Source organism: Corynebacterium tuberculostearicum (assembly GCF_022347235.1).
GTDB lineage: Bacteria > Actinomycetota > Actinomycetes > Mycobacteriales > Mycobacteriaceae > Corynebacterium > Corynebacterium tuberculostearicum_F.
Genome location: NZ_JAKRDX010000023.1, coordinates 1 through 16580, shown reverse-complemented (window position 1 = coordinate 16580; position 16580 = coordinate 1). Strand labels below are relative to the sequence as shown.

At 57.7% G+C, this 16580-nt stretch carries 18 protein-coding genes; 7 read left to right on the top strand and 11 right to left on the bottom strand.

Features of this window, described 5'->3' with window-relative positions:
• The first annotated feature begins 27 nt into the window (after positions 1-27).
• Both MHK09_RS10430 and MHK09_RS10425 read left to right on the top strand, forming a co-directional pair.
• The gene (locus MHK09_RS10430; RefSeq protein ID WP_005327437.1) at positions 28-651 is read left to right on the top strand and encodes a TetR/AcrR family transcriptional regulator; all 624 of its coding nucleotides are present in this window, start codon (positions 28-30) and stop codon (positions 649-651) included.
• Positions 645-2213 carry an MDR family MFS transporter gene (locus MHK09_RS10425; protein WP_150850903.1) on the top strand — a complete coding sequence of 523 codons (1569 nt, stop codon included), beginning with the start codon at positions 645-647 and terminating at the stop codon, positions 2211-2213. Before MHK09_RS10430 ends, MHK09_RS10425 begins: the two co-directional genes overlap by 7 nt.
• A 311-nt stretch (positions 2214-2524) precedes the next feature.
• Here MHK09_RS10425 and MHK09_RS10420 read toward each other — a convergent pair whose 3' ends face one another.
• The 4 genes from MHK09_RS10420 to MHK09_RS10405 form a co-directional block, all read right to left on the bottom strand.
• Complete coding sequence (locus MHK09_RS10420) at positions 2525-3094, bottom strand: GNAT family N-acetyltransferase (RefSeq protein ID WP_040425061.1); 570 nt, start codon at positions 3092-3094, stop codon at positions 2525-2527.
• A gap of 78 nt (positions 3095-3172) precedes the next feature.
• Positions 3173-4537, bottom strand: a complete 1365-nt coding sequence (gene phoH2 / locus MHK09_RS10415; protein ID WP_200436323.1) for an RNA 5'-3' helicase PhoH2 — start codon at positions 4535-4537, stop codon at positions 3173-3175.
• A 184-nt stretch (positions 4538-4721) separates the two neighbouring features.
• The gene (locus tag MHK09_RS10410; RefSeq protein ID WP_005323598.1) at positions 4722-5348 is read right to left on the bottom strand and encodes an LGFP repeat-containing protein; all 627 of its coding nucleotides are present in this window, start codon (positions 5346-5348) and stop codon (positions 4722-4724) included.
• 146 nt (positions 5349-5494) lie between these two features.
• Complete coding sequence (locus MHK09_RS10405; RefSeq protein ID WP_005323600.1) at positions 5495-6169, bottom strand: LysR family transcriptional regulator substrate-binding protein; 675 nt, start codon at positions 6167-6169, stop codon at positions 5495-5497.
• 71 nt (positions 6170-6240) lie between these two features.
• Here MHK09_RS10405 and MHK09_RS10400 point away from each other — a divergent pair, with 71 nt between their 5' ends.
• Positions 6241-6570, top strand: a complete 330-nt coding sequence (locus tag MHK09_RS10400; protein WP_023021891.1) for a DUF5997 family protein — start codon at positions 6241-6243, stop codon at positions 6568-6570.
• Here the strand turns inward: MHK09_RS10400 and glyA are convergent.
• Positions 6567-7850: a serine hydroxymethyltransferase gene (glyA, locus tag MHK09_RS10395; RefSeq protein ID WP_236882514.1), complete on the bottom strand. Its 1284-nt coding sequence runs from the start codon at positions 7848-7850 to the stop codon at positions 6567-6569. The genes MHK09_RS10400 and glyA overlap by 4 nt on opposite strands.
• Positions 7851-7968: 118 nt before the next feature.
• Between glyA and coaA the strand changes: the two genes are divergently transcribed.
• Positions 7969-8895 carry a type I pantothenate kinase gene (gene coaA, locus MHK09_RS10390; RefSeq protein ID WP_250413500.1) on the top strand — a complete coding sequence of 309 codons (927 nt, stop codon included), beginning with the start codon at positions 7969-7971 and terminating at the stop codon, positions 8893-8895.
• Between the two features lie 3 nt (positions 8896-8898).
• Here the strand turns inward: coaA and MHK09_RS10385 are convergent, their stop codons facing one another.
• Genes MHK09_RS10385 through mca form a run of 3 tightly spaced genes read right to left on the bottom strand, consistent with a single transcriptional unit; the run spans position 8899 to position 10893 of the window.
• Positions 8899-9675, bottom strand: a complete 777-nt coding sequence (locus tag MHK09_RS10385; protein WP_005323608.1) for an isoprenyl transferase — start codon at positions 9673-9675, stop codon at positions 8899-8901.
• Positions 9676-9687: 12 nt separating this feature from the next.
• Positions 9688-9999: a hypothetical protein gene (locus MHK09_RS10380; RefSeq protein ID WP_005323610.1), complete on the bottom strand. Its 312-nt coding sequence runs from the start codon at positions 9997-9999 to the stop codon at positions 9688-9690.
• 3 nt (positions 10000-10002) lie between these two features.
• A complete protein-coding gene (gene mca / locus MHK09_RS10375) occupies positions 10003-10893 on the bottom strand; it encodes a mycothiol conjugate amidase Mca (RefSeq protein ID WP_005323612.1) in 891 nt (296 codons plus the stop codon).
• A gap of 95 nt (positions 10894-10988) precedes the next feature.
• Here mca and MHK09_RS10370 point away from each other — a divergent pair, with 95 nt between their 5' ends.
• The 3 genes from MHK09_RS10370 (at position 10989) to MHK09_RS10360 (ending at position 12421) form a co-directional block, all read left to right on the top strand.
• Positions 10989-11459, top strand: coding sequence for a DUF4307 domain-containing protein (locus tag MHK09_RS10370; RefSeq protein WP_034668116.1), 471 nt, complete (start codon positions 10989-10991; stop codon positions 11457-11459).
• Between the two features lie 120 nt (positions 11460-11579).
• Positions 11580-12101: a transcription elongation factor GreA gene (greA, locus tag MHK09_RS10365; protein WP_005323614.1), complete on the top strand. Its 522-nt coding sequence runs from the start codon at positions 11580-11582 to the stop codon at positions 12099-12101.
• 41 nt (positions 12102-12142) lie between these two features.
• Positions 12143-12421 carry a hypothetical protein gene (locus MHK09_RS10360; protein ID WP_005323615.1) on the top strand — a complete coding sequence of 93 codons (279 nt, stop codon included), beginning with the start codon at positions 12143-12145 and terminating at the stop codon, positions 12419-12421.
• A gap of 45 nt (positions 12422-12466) precedes the next feature.
• Here MHK09_RS10360 and MHK09_RS10355 read toward each other — a convergent pair whose 3' ends face one another.
• From MHK09_RS10355 to MHK09_RS10350, 3 genes are all read right to left on the bottom strand, one after another.
• Entirely contained in the window at positions 12467-14092 is a 1626-nt protein-coding gene (locus MHK09_RS10355; RefSeq protein WP_250413499.1) for a TrbL/VirB6 family protein, read from the bottom strand.
• A 301-nt stretch (positions 14093-14393) separates the two neighbouring features.
• Positions 14394-15014 carry a DUF3558 family protein gene (locus MHK09_RS11820; protein ID WP_366511732.1) on the bottom strand — a complete coding sequence of 207 codons (621 nt, stop codon included), beginning with the start codon at positions 15012-15014 and terminating at the stop codon, positions 14394-14396.
• A gap of 471 nt (positions 15015-15485) precedes the next feature.
• Positions 15486-16235, bottom strand: coding sequence for a Bax inhibitor-1/YccA family protein (locus MHK09_RS10350; protein WP_005327420.1), 750 nt, complete (start codon positions 16233-16235; stop codon positions 15486-15488).
• Positions 16236-16580 lie beyond the last annotated feature (345 nt).

Genomic DNA, 16580 nt, shown 5'->3' with positions numbered 1-16580 from the left:
TTTGCACCGAGTGTAAAGTTGCATGGCGTGCAAGAAGAATTATCACTACGCGAGCAGAAGCGCCTCGAGACGCGCCTGCGCATTGAGGATGCCGCCACGAAGCTGGTGGATGAACAATCCTTTAGCGCGGTCACGATTGAGAGGATCTGCGAAGTAGCCGGTATTTCTCGGCGCACCTTCTTCAATTATTTCGACTCCAAGGAATCCGCCGTACTAGGTGCTCCAAGCACCGAGTTTACGGAGGAGATGCGGGAATTCTTCCTCACGGAACCAACGACCAGCATGGTGGGACTCGTCCTCCAGTTGGTCAGGCAACACATGGAAGGCCACCACATCAACCCGACCATCCGGGACCGCCGCAAGCGCATCTCTAATGATCCGGATGCGGCCGCGGCGGCAATAAGCCGGAAGCGGGCAAAGTCCATTGAGCTTATCGATCTCATTGAAGAACGCCTCACCACAGAACCGGAGCTTCGCGTCCTCGATAACTGCTCCGCAAGTACCGAGGCGATGCTCATCGCCGGCCTCGTCCGCGAGGCACTTTGGCTCGCGATGGCATCCCCCGATGCGGATTGCAGCAAGGACCTCCACGCGCGACTCGATACCTCCCTCACGCTAATAACAGATTTTATGAAAGGAATGCGATGGTAGATACGGCTACTAAGGCCCCCACGCAGGGCCAGTCCCGAGCCGATAACCTCGGGCTTATCTTCTCGGCTTTGATGCTCACCATGCTGATGAGCTCTTTGGGCCAAATGATCTTCTCTTCTGCTCTTCCCACCATCGTCGGTGAGCTTGGCGGCGTCGACCACATGAGCTGGGTCATCTCCGCTTTCCTTGTCACCATGACCATCGCCATGCCTATTTCCGGCAAGCTGGGTGACATGCTGGGCCGCAAGTGGCTCTACATCGGCGGTATCGCCACCTTCGTCGTGGGCTCTACCCTCGGCGGCTTTGCAAACTCCATGACGCTGCTGATCATCGCCCGCGCTGTGCAGGGCTTTGGCGCAGGTTTTATGATGATTTCCTCCCAGTCCATCATCGCCGAGGTCACCTCCTCCCGTGAGCGCGGCAAGTTCATGGGCATCATGGGCGGCGTCTTCGGCCTGTCCTCGGTTCTCGGCCCCGTTCTCGGCGGCTGGTTCACCGACGGCCCAGGCTGGCGCTGGGGCATGTGGATGAACATCCCGCTGGGTATCCTCGCCATTATCGTGTGCACCCTAGTGCTGCACCTGCGCGTAGGTGATGCCGATATGAAGCGCTTTGACTGGCTAGGTGCCACCTTCATCGCCATCACCACCGCCTCCCTTATCCTCATGACCACCTGGGGCGGCACCGAGTACGAGTGGGGCTCTTCCATGATCCTCACCTTGGGTGCCATCACCATTATCGGCGCCATCATCACCGTCTTTGTGGAGCTGCGCGCTAAAGAACCGCTCATCCCGGTTCGCCTATTCAAGAACCGCAACATGGCCCTGACTACCCTCTCCGGCGTGGTACTTGGCCTGGCAATGTTCGGTGTTCTGGGCTACATGCCTACCTACCTGCAGATGGTGCACACCCTGACCCCAACCAAGGCGGGTCTCATGATGATCCCGATGATGGTTGGCCTTATCGGCACCTCCACTGGCGTGGGCTTTATCATCGCCCGCACCGGCCACTACAAGGTCTACCCCATCATCGGCCTGGCGATTACCGCCGGCGCCCTGTTCTGGATGTCCCACCTCTCCGTAGAGACTTCCCTGAAGCAGCTGGGCTGCGAGTTCCTCGTCTTCGGCATCGGCCTGGGCATGGTTATCCAGGTCCTCGTGCTCATCGTCCAGAACTCCTTCCCGCTGTCCCAGGTGGGTACGGCTACCGCGGCGAATAACTTCTTCCGCCAGATCGGCTCCGCACTGGGTGCTTCCCTGGTTGGCTCCATGTTCATCCACAATATGAAGGATGAGATGGCCACCCGCTTGCCAGAGGCTTTCCAGAAGATGGGACCGGAGGGCGCCGCCTACGCGGAGAAGTTCGGCGACGCCAATGGCGGTGCCAATAGCCTCACCCCGGATTTGGTTGCGTCCTTCCCCAAGCCCATCGAGGAAGCAATCCTCAACTCCTACAATGACGGACTGACCCCGGTCATCGCCCTCATGGTTCCGCTGGTTATCGTCGCCCTCATCCTCCTCCTGCCACTGCGCGAGGAGCGACTGAAGGAAACGATTGACTAATATCACCTTCACCTGCAGAAATACAGGCCACTAGCCGGGAGCTGCATGCCCTGCGCGATGCATTCCCGCTTGCCGACGCCCCCATTGAATCCGCCCTCGGCTATGCCCCCGGCGGCCTCCAAGCGGCGTTACAAATCCAGGCCGGTCCCATCGAAGTGTGGCGCAAGCCCGCGCGCACGGTGGGCCGATATGCCCCGCCCTAGGCGGGGCATTTTTATTGCCGCTCCCCTGGTTCTAAGGCCTAAACAAAAAGCCCCTGCCATCGTTACCACGAGTGTGGTACGAGCAGGGGCTAGTATGCGCCGGGGAAGCTACCGCTTCTTTTCCTCCGGCTTGGGCAAAAGCAGCTCATATACGTCGGTGTCGCGCCACTGGCCCGCAAGCTCGCCGTAGGTCATCTTCGCCATATGCGAGTAGGTGCCCACCTTCACGAAGCCGCGGGACTTGTGCAGTCCCGCAGAACCTGCATTTTCAGGGAAAATCCACGAATGGATGGCCCACTTGTGCAGGTCCTTGCACACCTCAATCAGACGATCCAGAAGTGCGCCGCCAATGCCGCGTCCTTGTGCCTCGGCACCTAGGTAGATGGAGTCCTCCACTACTCCATGGAAGACGGTGCGGGTAGATACAGGGGCCGCAGAAACCCACCCCAAGACCTTAGAGTCATCATCTGCTTCAACGGCAACATGCACCGAAGGCATAATCTTGCCTGCTTTGAATTCTTCGAAGGTCAGGGAGCGGGTCTCATAGGTGGCGTGCCCAGTATTGAGACCCTGTTCATAGATCTCTCGCATCTGCGGGTAGTCCGCCGCGGTGAAGGGACGGATGCGGAAATCTTTCTTCTTATCGTCCGAAGACGTCTGCTTGGCGTTCTCGCTCATATACAACATTATTACTGGGACATGCCCAGCTTCGCCACGCTGTACACATAAAGATCGCCCAACGCGAACGAACTTGGCCTAGTTGCCGCCTTCCAACAGGTCAGTGACGAGCTCCGCAATGGCAGAGCGCTCCGAACGCTGCAGCGTAATATGCGCAAAAAGCTCATGTCCCTTGAGCTTTTCAATCACTGCCTGCACTCCGTCGTGCCGGCCCACGCGAAGGTTATCGCGCTGCGCCACATCGTGAGTAAGAACTACTCGCGAGCCCTTCCCCAACCGGGAAAGCACGGTAAGTAGGACGTTTCGCTCCAAGGACTGCGCCTCATCCACGATGACAAAAGCATCATGCAGCGAGCGACCGCGAATATGCGTCAGGGGCAAGACCTCGATGAGGCCGCGCTCGTGCACCTCTTCCATGACGTTGTCAGACACCAAACCCTCCAAAGTGTCATAGACCGCCTGCGCCCACGGGTTCATCTTGTCCGATTCCGTGCCCGGTAGGTATCCCAGCGACTGCCCGCCAACCGCATACATCGGGCGAAAGACCACAATGCGCCGGTGCTCGCCGCGCTCAAGCACCGCCTCCAAACCGGCGCACAGCGCAAGTGCCGACTTGCCGGTGCCGGCGCGGCCACCGATGGAGACAATTCCTACGTTTGGGTCCATCAGCAGGTCCAAAGCGATGCGCTGCTCCGCGGAGCGTCCCTGAAGGCCAAAGGCATTGATATCACCACGTACGAGCTCGACCACGCCATCAGCACTCATGCGACCCAGCGCGGATTGCGCACCCGCAGCCAAGGTCAAGCCGCAGTGCACCGGCAGGTCCTCCACGGCGGTACCCTTTTCCGTTTCGACGCCGTCTAGCATGACTTCCCCATCACGATAGAGGGCATCGATGACATCCGAGCTGGTTTGCACCGTCGCCATTCCGGTATAGCCGGTCAAGACTACGTCCTGGGCGTGATACTCATCCGCCTGCACGCCTACCGCACCGGCCTTCACGCGCAGCGGCACGTCCTTCGTGACCAACACGGTGTCCTTCCCCTCGTGCGCAAGGTTAAGCGCGCACGCCAAGATGCGGTGGTCACCTTCTGGTCCGCGGAACGCGGTAGGCAGCAAGGATTGGTCTTGATGGTTCAATTCCACGCGCAGGGTGCCGCCATCGACGTTGACGGGAACCGGCTGGTCTAAGGCCTCATAGGTAGCGCGCAGCTCCTCCAAAAAGCGAAGAGCTTGGCGGGCGAACCAGCCAAGCTCCGGGTGATGACGTTTTCCTTCCAGTTCAGAAATAACTACAACGGGAAGGACCACGTCGTGTTCCGCAAATTTGCGCAGGGCCCAAGGGTCAGAAAGCAAGACCGAGGTATCCACTACATAGGTCTTGGTAGCGACGGTGTTATCAGTAGCGGCAAGCGGAGTAGAAAGTACAGAGGGACGAGACATGATGGCAGGGTTCTCCCTTAGTGTGCGGTAGATCAGACTTCTTCCGAATCACCCCGGATCCACGGGGTTGCCACCCAAAGTAGGCACCGAAGGTTGAAATTACATGGGTGCAAGATGAACATTAAGAAAACGAAAAATCCCTCCGCAGCACTTGCTGCAGAGGGAGAAGCTCTAAAGGAGCTTTTTACTTCTCTACGGAAGAGGTGAACTTACCGCTCTCGTCCTGGATCCAGGAGATTACGCCATTGTCGAACTGCTGGGTCCAGCCCTTGCCCTGAGCAGCCTTCTCCTCAGCAGCCTTAGGCAGGCCTACCTCAGAGTCCAAGCCGCCCTGCTCTTTCCAGGTTTCAGCAATCTTGCCGACGATAGGCTGAGCGCCCTCATCGTCGTCGAAGGTCAGCAGGTTGCCGTTATCGAAGTTAGCGAGGAACTCATCATCGTCACCCTGCTCGATGCTCTTTACGTCGCCCCACTCAGCCTTCTTCTCTTCAATAGCGGAAGCGAAATCAGCCGGAACGTCTACGTCACCGTTAGCGGTAGCGATGGACTTGGTAGCGCCGCCCTTGTCGTCAGCGTCGTCCTTGTCGTCGGAAGCATCCGCACCTTCGGAAGCGTCCGCATCGTCGGCGTCATCCTTGGAAGTAGCCTCAGCAGCAGCGGAGCCAGCAGCGTCGGTAGCGTCTGCAGCTACGGAGCCGGCGGTATCCTTAGCGTCGTTAGCTGCATCCTCAGCATCGGAGCACGCTACGAGAGCAACGGACAGGGTTGCGGCTGCAAAGCCACCTGCGATACGACGGGTCATCTTCTGCATTACTGCATCATCCTTTCATCGAGAAAGTAAGTTAATTCTAAAATTATTGTTAAATCACCCTTTATGGCGAACAACGACCACCGTAACGACGACTCCCAGCTGGCGCCACCCGTCCGGACAGGAAGTAGACAGCAAACAGTAAAGGCCTACCTACGTTTGCGCTGCTTAGGGACCTTCTTTTTCTTTTGTAACGAATTGTTAACGTTTCTCCGCGCCTGCTTCGCCTTCGCCTTTTCCCTGGCGCTGCGCTTCGGCTTCTCTTGGCGGGAGGAACGAGCCGTACGGCCCTTAGCGACGCCCACGAAGTCCTGGATCGCCTCCCCATCCTCATCCTTGCGCCACACCAACGCAATCTCCGTAACCGGCACGGACTCGTCCTTAAGGCCCAACGGCACCACCTGCTTTTTGCTCAGGACCTTCAGCAGGGGCCGCGGCGCAATCGCGATACCCACGTTGGCCGCCACTACCTGCAAGGCGTCGCGGACTGCGGGGACATCGACAAGCCCGGAATCGGCGACGCGGTAGTTGAGGTGTTCATCGGCGACGTCGGCAAGCGCAAGCTCCTCGCCCACCTCCGCATAGACCGAGTCTTTGGGAACGGCAATGCCAGGGGCCTCTTTATAAAGTCGCACCACGTGAAAGGTGTCATCCACCCGCGGATCCGGCAAGCGCGCAAGAGCTAGGTCCACCTCGCCGGCTACCAGCGGGGCAAGCGCATCGTCCGCATCAACGGTGTACAAGCCACCATGAGCAGTATTTTCCTCGAATCGGCGGAACCACTTTCCGGGTTCTGTACCGGTGGCAAAAGCTAAGCGCAGCATAGAGGACAGTCTACTGAAAGTGCTACGGTAAAAGCGTGACTGAAGAACAAAAGCAACCATCCGGCACCGCCATGCGTGCCCAAACCGCGGCGAAGAAGCTAGGCATCTACCTGCCCGCCGCGCCGGACGAGTTCCAAAATAGTGCCATTAGCCACGAAGAGCTGCGCGAACTGCAGCATAACCCACCCGAGTGGCTGCAAACCTTGCGCCGCGAAGGCCCCCATCCCCGCCCCGAGGTTGCCCATAAGCTGGGAATCTCTGTTACCGCGCTCAAGAAGAACGATATGGATAAGCCGCTGACCACAGCGGAAATCAATCAGCTCCTCCAAGAGCAGCCGGAATGGCTCCAGCAGGCCCGCGCCACCATGGCGCAGGCCCGTGGCCATGAGGTGAAGGACTAGACCAGCTTCCAGTCCTCGAGGCCCTCATACAGCGGGTAGTGCTGGGCAATCTTGTCCACGCGAGCGCGCAGGGCCTCCACATCGGCATTCTTGCCCTGGACCAGGGCGGTGCCGATAATATCTGCAACCTCGGTGAAGGCCTCGGCATCGAGGCCGCGGGTTGCCAGCGCAGAAGTACCAATGCGCAGGCCGGAGGTGACCATCGGCGGACGCGGGTCATTCGGCACGGCATTTCGGTTAACGGTAATGCCTACCTCGTGCAGCAGATCCTCTGCCTGCTGTCCATCCAATTCAGAATTGCGCAGGTCCGCCAAGACCAAGTGCACATCGGTGCCGCCGGTCAGCACGTCCACGCCAGCCGCCTTGGCATCTTCTGCGGTAAGGCGCTCTGCCAGAATGCGAGCACCCTCCAAGGTGCGCTCCTGGCGCTCCTTGAATTCCTCGGTAGCAGCAATCTTCATAGCAATGGCCTTGGCAGCGACCACGTGCATCAGCGGTCCGCCCTGCTGGCCCGGGAAGACGTTGGAATTGATCTTCTTGGCATAATCCTGCTTGGCCAAAATCATGCCGGAGCGCGGGCCACCCAGGGTCTTATGCACGGTGGTGGACACGATATCCGCGTGAGGCACTGGGCTCGGGTGCAGGCCGGCCGCCACAAGACCCGCAAAGTGGGCCATATCTACCCACAGGTAAGCGCCGACCTCATCAGCGATTTCACGGAAGGCCGCGAAATCCATGGTGCGCGGGTAAGCAGACCAGCCGCCGATAATGACCTTCGGCTTTTCCTTCAGCGCCTGCTCTCGCAGCTTATCCATGTCCACGCGCATGGTCTCTGGATCCACCTCATAGGCAGCGACATCATAAAGCTTGCCGGAGAAGTTCAACTTCATGCCGTGGGTAAGGTGGCCGCCGTGAGCCAGGGACAGGCCCAAAATCTTGTCGCCCGGCTCAGCGATGGTGGAAAGAACCGCGGCGTTCGCCTGCGCGCCGGAGTGCGGCTGCACGTTGGCGAATTCCGCACCAAAGAGTTCCTTAGCGCGGTTGCGGGCTAGGTCCTCCACGACGTCGACATGCTCGCAGCCGCCGTAGTAGCGGCGACCTGGGTAGCCCTCGGCGTACTTATTGGTAAGCACGGAGCCCTGTGCCTGGAGCACGGCGCGAGGCACAAAGTTCTCAGAGGCGATCATTTCCAGGGTTTCGCGCTGGCGGGAAATCTCTCCCTGAATTGCGCCGAATACGTCCGGATCAAGGTCGCGGAGGTCAGAGGTAAAAGAAGCCATAAAGGTGTGGTCCCCTTCTCAAAATCAAGCGGTATGGGATGCTGCATATCTTATCGTGCCAAGCTCCCTAAGGGGGCATACTTTTACCCACAGATTATGCAAGTGCAACAATGGAACCATGGCGCGCACATTGGATTCGAGTCCCTACCTAGATTTTGACCGCGAGACCTGGCGTGAACTGCGTAAATCCATGCCTCAGGTGCTCACGGAAACCGAGGTGGAAAAGCTTCGCGGCCTAGGAGACCGCATCGACCTGGACGAGGTAGCTGATGTCTACCTCCCCCTCTCCCGCCTCATCCATATGCAGGTTATGGCCCGCCAGCAGCTCACCACGGCTACCGAATCCTTCTTGGGCAACCCTCCGACGCACGTTCCCTTTGTCATCGGTGTGGCCGGCTCCGTGGCAGTGGGAAAATCCACCACTGCCCGCCTCCTTCAGGTGTTGCTGCAGCGCTGGGACTCCCACCCCAAGGTCGCGCTCGTTACTACCGACGGCTTCCTCTTCCCCACCGAAACCCTCAAGAAACGCGGCCTCATGCAGCGCAAGGGATTTCCGGAATCCTACGACCGGCGTGCACTCCTTCGCTTTGTCACGGACGTAAAATCAGGAAAGCCATTGGTCAAGGCGCCGCTTTATTCCCATATCTCCTATGACATTGTGGACGGGGAATACCAAGAAGTTCATCAGCCCGACATCCTTATTCTGGAAGGGCTCAATGTACTACAAACGAGCCCCACGTTGACCGTGGCGGACCTCTTTGATTTCTCGGTATATGTTGATGCCCGCACCGACGATATCGAGCAGTGGTATATCGACCGCTTCCTTACTCTGCGCCACACCGCTTTTCGCGAGCCCAACGCCCACTTCTCTGCCTTTGCAGACATGAACGATGAGGAGGCCCGCGACCAGGCCCGCGAAATTTGGCAGTCCATTAACCTGCCGAACTTGGTGGAAAATATCCTGCCCACCCGTGTGCGAGCCTCCCTCGTGCTGAAAAAGGGCTCGCATCACCTGGTAGAACAGGTGCGGATGCGCAAGCTCTAGAGCCTATTTGCCAAAGCGGCGCGAACGTTGGGAGTAATCCCGCAAGGCGCGGAGGAAGTCCACCTTGCGGAATGCTGGCCAGTAAGTATCCGTGAACCAGATCTCGGAGTACGCGGCCTGCCACAGGAGAAAGCCCGACAGGCGTTGTTCACCAGAGGTGCGGATAACCAAGTCCGGGTCCGGTAGTCCCTTGGTGTACAGGTGCTCCCCAATGGACTCTGCGGTAACGCGGTCCGCCATCTCCGCTGCGGTAGTTCCCTTCTCTGCTTCCGCGCGCACCAAGTTCTGCACTGCGTCCACAATTTCTTGGCGCCCGCCATAGCCCACCGCCACATTGACGATGACCCCGGTATTGTCCTCGGTTTCCGCCGCCGCCGTCACCATGCGCTGGCGAATTTCGTCCGGGAGCAGATCGAGGTGGCCAACAAGGCGCACCTGACAGCCGACGTCGCTATGCGATAGGTGCGTGACCACGTCCGAGATGATGTCAAAGAGCAGCTCTACTTCCTGCTCGCTGCGCTTCAGGTTCTCCGTGGACAGCAAATAAATGGTGACCACTTCGATATCGGTATCGCGGCACCACGAGATCATCTCTCCGATTTTCTTTGCGCCTTGGCGGTGACCATGGCTGATATCGGTAAACCCAGCCTCACGCGCCCACCGACGATTGCCATCGGCCATGATGGCGATGTGCTTAGGCTGCGGCTTGCCCTTGATCAGGCGCGCCAGACGGGCTTCATAAGCTGGGTAAGCCAGCTGCTTGAGAGAACTCACGCTCATTAGTCTATCCGCCTAGAAAATGGACTTCTTGCGGTTATCGTAAATGCCGGCTTCCTTCATCGCCTTATCCACGGCTTCCTCATCGAACGGATCGATTCCGTGGTCCTCCGCAAACATCATGCGGCGGCGAAAGCGTGAGTACCGGCGATGGAAATTCCAGCCTGCAAACAGTACCGCAACGCCCATAAGCGCCAGGATCAGCAGGCCAATGGGCGAAGCTTTGCCAAATTCAGGGCCCATTGGGCCGCCTTCGGCGCCCTCGGTTCCTTGGGCAAGTACAAATACGTCATGTGCGGCAAGCACGAAAGAACCATACATGCTCATATCTTAAGCCTCCTCTTCCTCTTCGATGCCGGCGAAGAGGTCATTTTCTGGCAGGGAGGTAGAAACGCGAGTCTTCGCCAGCTCGAACTCCTCGGTGGGCCAAAGGCGCTGCTGTACCTCCACCGACGTCGCCAAGAAGGCACCCGCCGGATCGATCTGCGTAGCGTGCGCCCGCAAGGCCTCCTCGCGATTGCTGAAGTAATCCGCGCATTCCACCTGGGTGGTTACACGCGCCATGATATCTCCAAAAGTGGTGTCCCAGCGCGCCAGCATCGGCCCATAAGGGCTGGTTTTACCCTCTTCTAGCAGCAGATCATGGAACATCTTCATGCGCTGATAAACAAAGCCGTGCGAATAGTACAGCTTCAGCGGCTCCCACGGCTTACCCAGCTCTGGGTGGTACTCGGCATCGCCTGCCTTCTCCCACGCGATCATGGAAGCCCGGTGCACCACCAAATGGTCTGGGTGCGGATAACCGCCATTTTCGTCATAGGTGACAATGACGTGTGGTCGAAATTCGCGGATAACCTGGACGTATTCCTGCGCGACGGTGTCATCGCCCAGCAACGCAAAACAGCCCTCCGGAAGCAATTCCTCCATAGTCTTGCCTTCAACTGGGTCGGGCAATCCGGAATCAACGTGGCCCAGCCAGCGGTGTTGTACGCCCAGCGCCCGCGCAGCGTTAGCCATTTCTTCCCGGCGCACCTCGCCCATCTTTTCCTTGATTCCCGGGCGATCCATGGCGGGGTTAATCACATCGCCGCGCTCGCCGCCGGTACAAGTTAGCACCAAAACCTCATTGCCTTCTGCGGCATAGCGCGCGGTGGTTGCAGCACCCTTGGATGATTCATCGTCTGGGTGCGCGTGGATCGCTAGTAGGCGAAAATCGCTCACTGAAAATCCATCCCCTTATTATTCTAGGTTCTTTGAACAGATGATTATCCTAGTAGATAATTGGAAAACAGTGGTCCTCGGCTAGAGTGGAAGCCATGACTTCCGCCGGAAAATCTCGCTCAGTCGCCCGCTACGGCTCCCGCGGCTCCTCTGAAAAGAACTCTGGTAGCTGGACTAATAAGGCGCTGGTGCTCATCTTTGTCGCCATTTTTATCGCGCTTATTTTCTTCGGATTCCGGTACTTCCAGGAAAAGGAACGCGTGAACGCACAGGTGTCCATCGTGACCCAGGAGGTTTTGAGCGATGATTCCACCCGCGTTTGGGTCGATGTCACCCGCAATCACACCGATGAAGATGCTTATTGCATTGTCCAGGCCTTTGACTACTCCAAGTCCGAAGTAGGCCGCCGCGAATTCCCTGTTCCCGCGGGCGGAAACGAAACCCAGCGCATCGCTGTCGACGTCCCGACCAACGCTCGTGCCGTAGCCGGCGGGGCCTATGGTTGTTCCGGCAACATCCCCGAATACTTGGATATGGATAACCCTGACTACGCGGAAAGCCGCTAGCCGCGTGTGCTAGGATTTGTAGCGCCTAGAACTGGGCATATGCCCGGTTCCACTTTTACCTACAGCCCCAGGGATTAACAGGGGCTTTGACCACAATTCCTATCTACGGAAGGTTGCAGAATGGCTGAGCAGCAAAAGCAGTACATCACCCCGGAAACCAAGGCGAAGCTCGAGGCCGAGCTGCAGGAGCTCATCGACCACCGCCCAGTAGTCGCGGCTGAGATCAACGAGCGCCGTGAGGAAGGCGACCTCAAAGAGAACGCCGGTTACGACGCCGCACGTGAGATGCAGGACCAGGAAGAGGCCCGCATCAAGCAGATTTCTGAGGTTCTTGCGAATGCCACCACCGAGCGCGGTGCTGTTCAGGAAGGCGTCGCCCACACCGGTTCCGTAGTTCACGTTTACTACAACGGTGATAAGGACGATAAGGAGACCTTCCTCATCGGTACCCGCGCCGCTGCTTCCGATAACAAGGACCTGGAAACCTATTCCGAGCAGTCCCCGCTGGGCGCTGCCATCCTTGGCGCACAAGAGGGCGAGACCCGCGAGTACACCGCTCCGAATGGCAAGACCATTTCAGTCACCATCGAATCCGCAGCGCCGTATGATTCTGCTAAGGCCGCTGCTCCACGCGAGTCCTAAACTTTTAACCACTTACTACTCTGGAGAAAGAGCACATCCCCATGAAGAAGTTCTCCCGTTTTGCCGCCGCTGGCCTGGTCTTCACCGCTGGCCTCTCCCTCGCTGCTTGCCACCCACCGAACCAGCAGGATTCTGATTCCAAGGTAGAAAATGCCTCCACCTTCACCGGTGAGGCCCCGATGCAGAAGGATGCTGAGACCAGCTCTTCCGCACCCGAGACCGTTGTTGAAGAGGAAGCACCTGTAGTCGAGTCCGGTGTTCCAGAGGAGCCGGCACAGCCGCACTTGAACGGTACCGCCACCGAACTGCCACAGCAGTAATAAGGGCTTGAAGGGCCGAGTGATTTCCTCGGCCCTTTTTTCATGCTATTTTTCTGGGTCCACTTCCCGCACCCAATCCCCGATGACACCGGGTACGACAGCAGGCGGCTCTCCTAGGAGGTCGCGCTTATTTGGATCCCGTTCCACCTGCGTGGTGACGGACTTTACGCGCTTTTTCTCACTATCTTTGCCTCCGCGCATCCCCATCATTGGACCATAGGCTCGTGCCCCTCCGGTTGAGCGGCCTACATTGCCACCGCGTGCTGCCGCGGCGCCTTCGCCGCCACCTGTTCCCGAAACAAGGCCGCCACCCACGCCAGGCCGCATGCCCGCACCAGCACCGTTTCCTGCACCGCTGCCAAGACCAGCGCGCACGCCTGAACCACCGCCGAGTGCATTGCCAAGACCAGCGCGCACGCCTGAACCACCGCCGAGTGCATTGCCATGGCCAGCGCGCACGCCTGAACCGACACCGGCGTAGGGCGCCCCGGCTCCGCGTCCAAGGTGCAGGCCCGACTGCGCTCCTCTTCCGGCACGCGCAATATCGGCGCCGCCACTTACATTTCCTGCAGTGGATCCAATTCCGCTCCTCAGGGGCTGACCGCCTAGTACACCGCGGCCCGCATCCGCAGGCCTTCCGGCTGCCATCATCGGTGCCATCCCAGTATTGGCGGATTGCGCTGTAGCTCCCGGCGCCATCGCACCGCCGCCGTGAAGCGCTCCAGCATTTGCTCCCGCGGCAACCGGATGCGCTGTACCACTAGGAACCTGCCCCATCGCCCCATTCGGCGCAGTTACGCCCGGCATGGATGCACCTTGGGTGGATACTTCATTTCCGCCGATGGCTACGTGGTCTCCCAGGCCCAGCTTTTCCAGCGCATTTCTGCCGCTAGCATGCATCTGCTGGTGAAAATCATTAATTTCTTGTGGGCTCATCCCCACTGCTTCTAGCCCGTCCACATTGCCATTGACGACGTCGAAGTTCCCCGGACCCAAATCACCTCGCGCAATCGCTTCCGCAATCTTCTTTGGCCATACCACGGCATCGGTGGTGTAGCGCTGCCCATCACCGTCAACGCCAGCGAGGCCCGCGTCGACACCGCCGCCTCCCGAAGCCGGCGATTGTTCCATCAAAGCGTGCTGGTACGGCATTGCCTCAACCGCGAAGCGCTGCAGGTCAGGCTGCAATGCGGCCAATGCGGCCTTTTCCGCAATCTCGCGCTCAACCGGTTCTGGAATGGCCATCACTTCCATCGCCATGGCCATTGCAGTAGGCTGCATGCCCATCAGCTTGGCGTGGAATCCGGTCAGCTTCTCCCCCATGACCTTGGCATTTGCTACAAAGTGGCTTCCCGACGCCGCCACTTCCCTAATCCTTGCCGCCGCCCTCGACGTTGCCTCACTGTCGTTCTCGCCTTCCAAAGACCCGGCTGCTTCCTGTAGCCCGCTAACGATATCGTCGACTTCCGACGCCAACGAGCTCCACCGCGCATTCGCCTCAGACACATTCCAAATCTGCGTCGACATCAGGTCCGTAGCCAGCTTCACAATGTCCGTACCGACATTCACCACCGGCATGGAAAACCCAAATGGGCTGTACCCCGGCTCAGGCTGGTTCATAATCGGCATCGACTCAATACCGATGTCCCCACCCGCATCCGCGATCTCCATTCCCCGACTATTCGCGTCCTCCTGCGCCTGAAACCCTCGGGCTTCCCGTCCCAAAGAATCAGACAGCCACTCAACCTGTGCCGCAAAATTCAATAGCGATTGCTTCGCAGATCCCGGGTCGCTATCCAACACACGTTCATGAACATCGCCTACGTGATCAATTCCAGATACTGATGAAAAACTTGCATTTAGCGGGCTATTGGCATTGTTTCTTAACTCCTGTGATCTACGAAAGAGATCCCCAATGCTGCTAGTCGTTCTGCGAATACTTGAAATGCTTACGCGCATTATTCCCCCGATTTTAGCTAAGCTGTTTTATCAATGAAGCTGTAAGATTGCACCGCTCTTTAGTAGTGGACTGGGTGCCAATGTCGTTTACGCTGACAATTACTGTTCCACGTTGAGTCGAAACATATCCGTCACACTGGGTTTCTCCGAATATTTCCGATCTATAAATCTGTATTTGCTTGCCTTCCGCCCCATGGCCTTTGTGCTGGAGTTCCTCATTCAAATTCAAAGTATCGATTGAGTTCGAATCACTGGCCAGCGAAACGAGAACCCCCTCCGAAAAATTTGTCCCACGCGACTCAAAGTTGCAGAAAGTGCTCCCCGAGTCCCTACGGGAGTCAAGTGGACTAGGCTTCAACCCAATACTTTCTAATTTGTTACCCGCAATCTCCGTACACGGATCAAAAAGCTCGAAGCTCGGGTCTGCCGGATCGAATTCCCCCAGTGGCGGAAGGACGCCGGAAGTGTCTTCCGACCCCGTGGCGCCGGCCTCCCCCGGTTGGCCGGCGCCGTCCGCATTCTTCCCGCCATTGGTGTGTGCCGTTTCCCCCTGATTGTCGTCCGCATCATCCCCCGGGTCCCCGTTGGTTCCCCCTGCACCGTCGGCCGAACTAATGCCGCCAGCCTCGTCCACCTTGGTGGGTTCCTCTGACGCGCTCCTCGTACCGATGTCCGCAACGCAGCTACTCAGCATAACGGTGCTGCTGACCATCAACGTTGCTACGGTGACCTGACGCTTCACAACAATCCTTCGCGCACTCACTTCCTGACGAGAGGAACAGGAAAAGTGAAACAGAGAACTTTTCACTTCGTATTTCCCGTTCCGGTACACAGCATGCATGAGGCCCCAAGAATTTTCTATGCAACCGCAAAGGTTAACGGCAATTTAACAAAATTATTTGCCCCATATGTCACATCCATAACGTCTAAAGGGCGAAATTTCCTGCTCATTAGCTGTACCACCCCGGGGAGTGGTTTTGTAGACCAAATGAAGGCTAAACCCGCACTTTATCCCCCAGAATTACCCCAGAAATTACACGTTTGTAAGCGATTTTTGGCAACAAAAAGGCCCGCACCGAAGTGCGGGCCAATGCAAAAGAGTCAGTTAGTCTCGCTGGAAATAGCTCAGCAGACGGAGGATCTCAGTGTAGAGCCAGACCAGGGTCACAGCGAGGCCAAGAGCTACGCCCCAAGCGTTCTTAGCAGGAGCACCAGCGCGGATCATGCGGTCAGCCTGATCAAAGTCGGTCAGGAAGGAAAGGGCACCCAGAACGATGCAGACGAGCGAGAAGATAATGGCAATCGGGCCACCATCACGCAGTGGGTTGAAGTCAAAGAAAATCGCGCCCAAGAAGTTAACAAGAGCCATGACAGCAACGCCAGCAATCAGGCCGAAAAGGATCTTGGTGAACTTCGGAGTCACCTTCACTGCGCCAGTCTTGTACACAATCAGCATGCCAATGAATACACCAATGGTGCCGACAATCGCTTGGCCAATGATGGCCATGCCGCCCTCGCCCTGGAAGTTGACGTTGGAGAACATCAAGGAGAAGCCACCGACAAATAGGCCTTCAAATACGGCATAAATCAGGGTGACTGCAGCAGAACCCCACTTCTTGCCAAAAGAGGCAACGAGCACGGTAATGAAACCACCGATGCCACCGACCAGAGTCAAGGCCATGGCGATACCTGGGCTTACTAGCATTCCCAGGGCGAAGTTGATGGCTGCGGCGACGATGATAACGCCGAGGGTAATGCCCGTCTTGGTCACTACGTCATCCACGGTCATGGGACGAGTAGATACGTCCTCATAACCAGAGTTTTGGCGGCTACTATTTTCGGTCAGAGAACTCATTACCGGATTGCTTGAACGCACGGTTGTCCTTTCTAAGAGAGGTGCAAATTGGCTATCTCACCCCATTCAACGAGACACCACCCCATAAAGTTCCACATTCTTTCCATTTAGCTAGAAGTTTTGTGTGCAACTTCCGCACAAAGTCTGTGGAGACCTGTTGAACAGAAAAGTCTCGGGACACCGACCGGAACGATGTCTCGAGACTTCACATGGTGCCCCCAGTGGTGTCTGGTTCGGAGACATCGTTCCGCATGTCTCATGAGATCGTTCCGGTCCTACCAGCTCAGATGTCTCACCACATCGATCCGGTTGAAAACCCTGAAGCTAAAACTGCCCAGACACGAC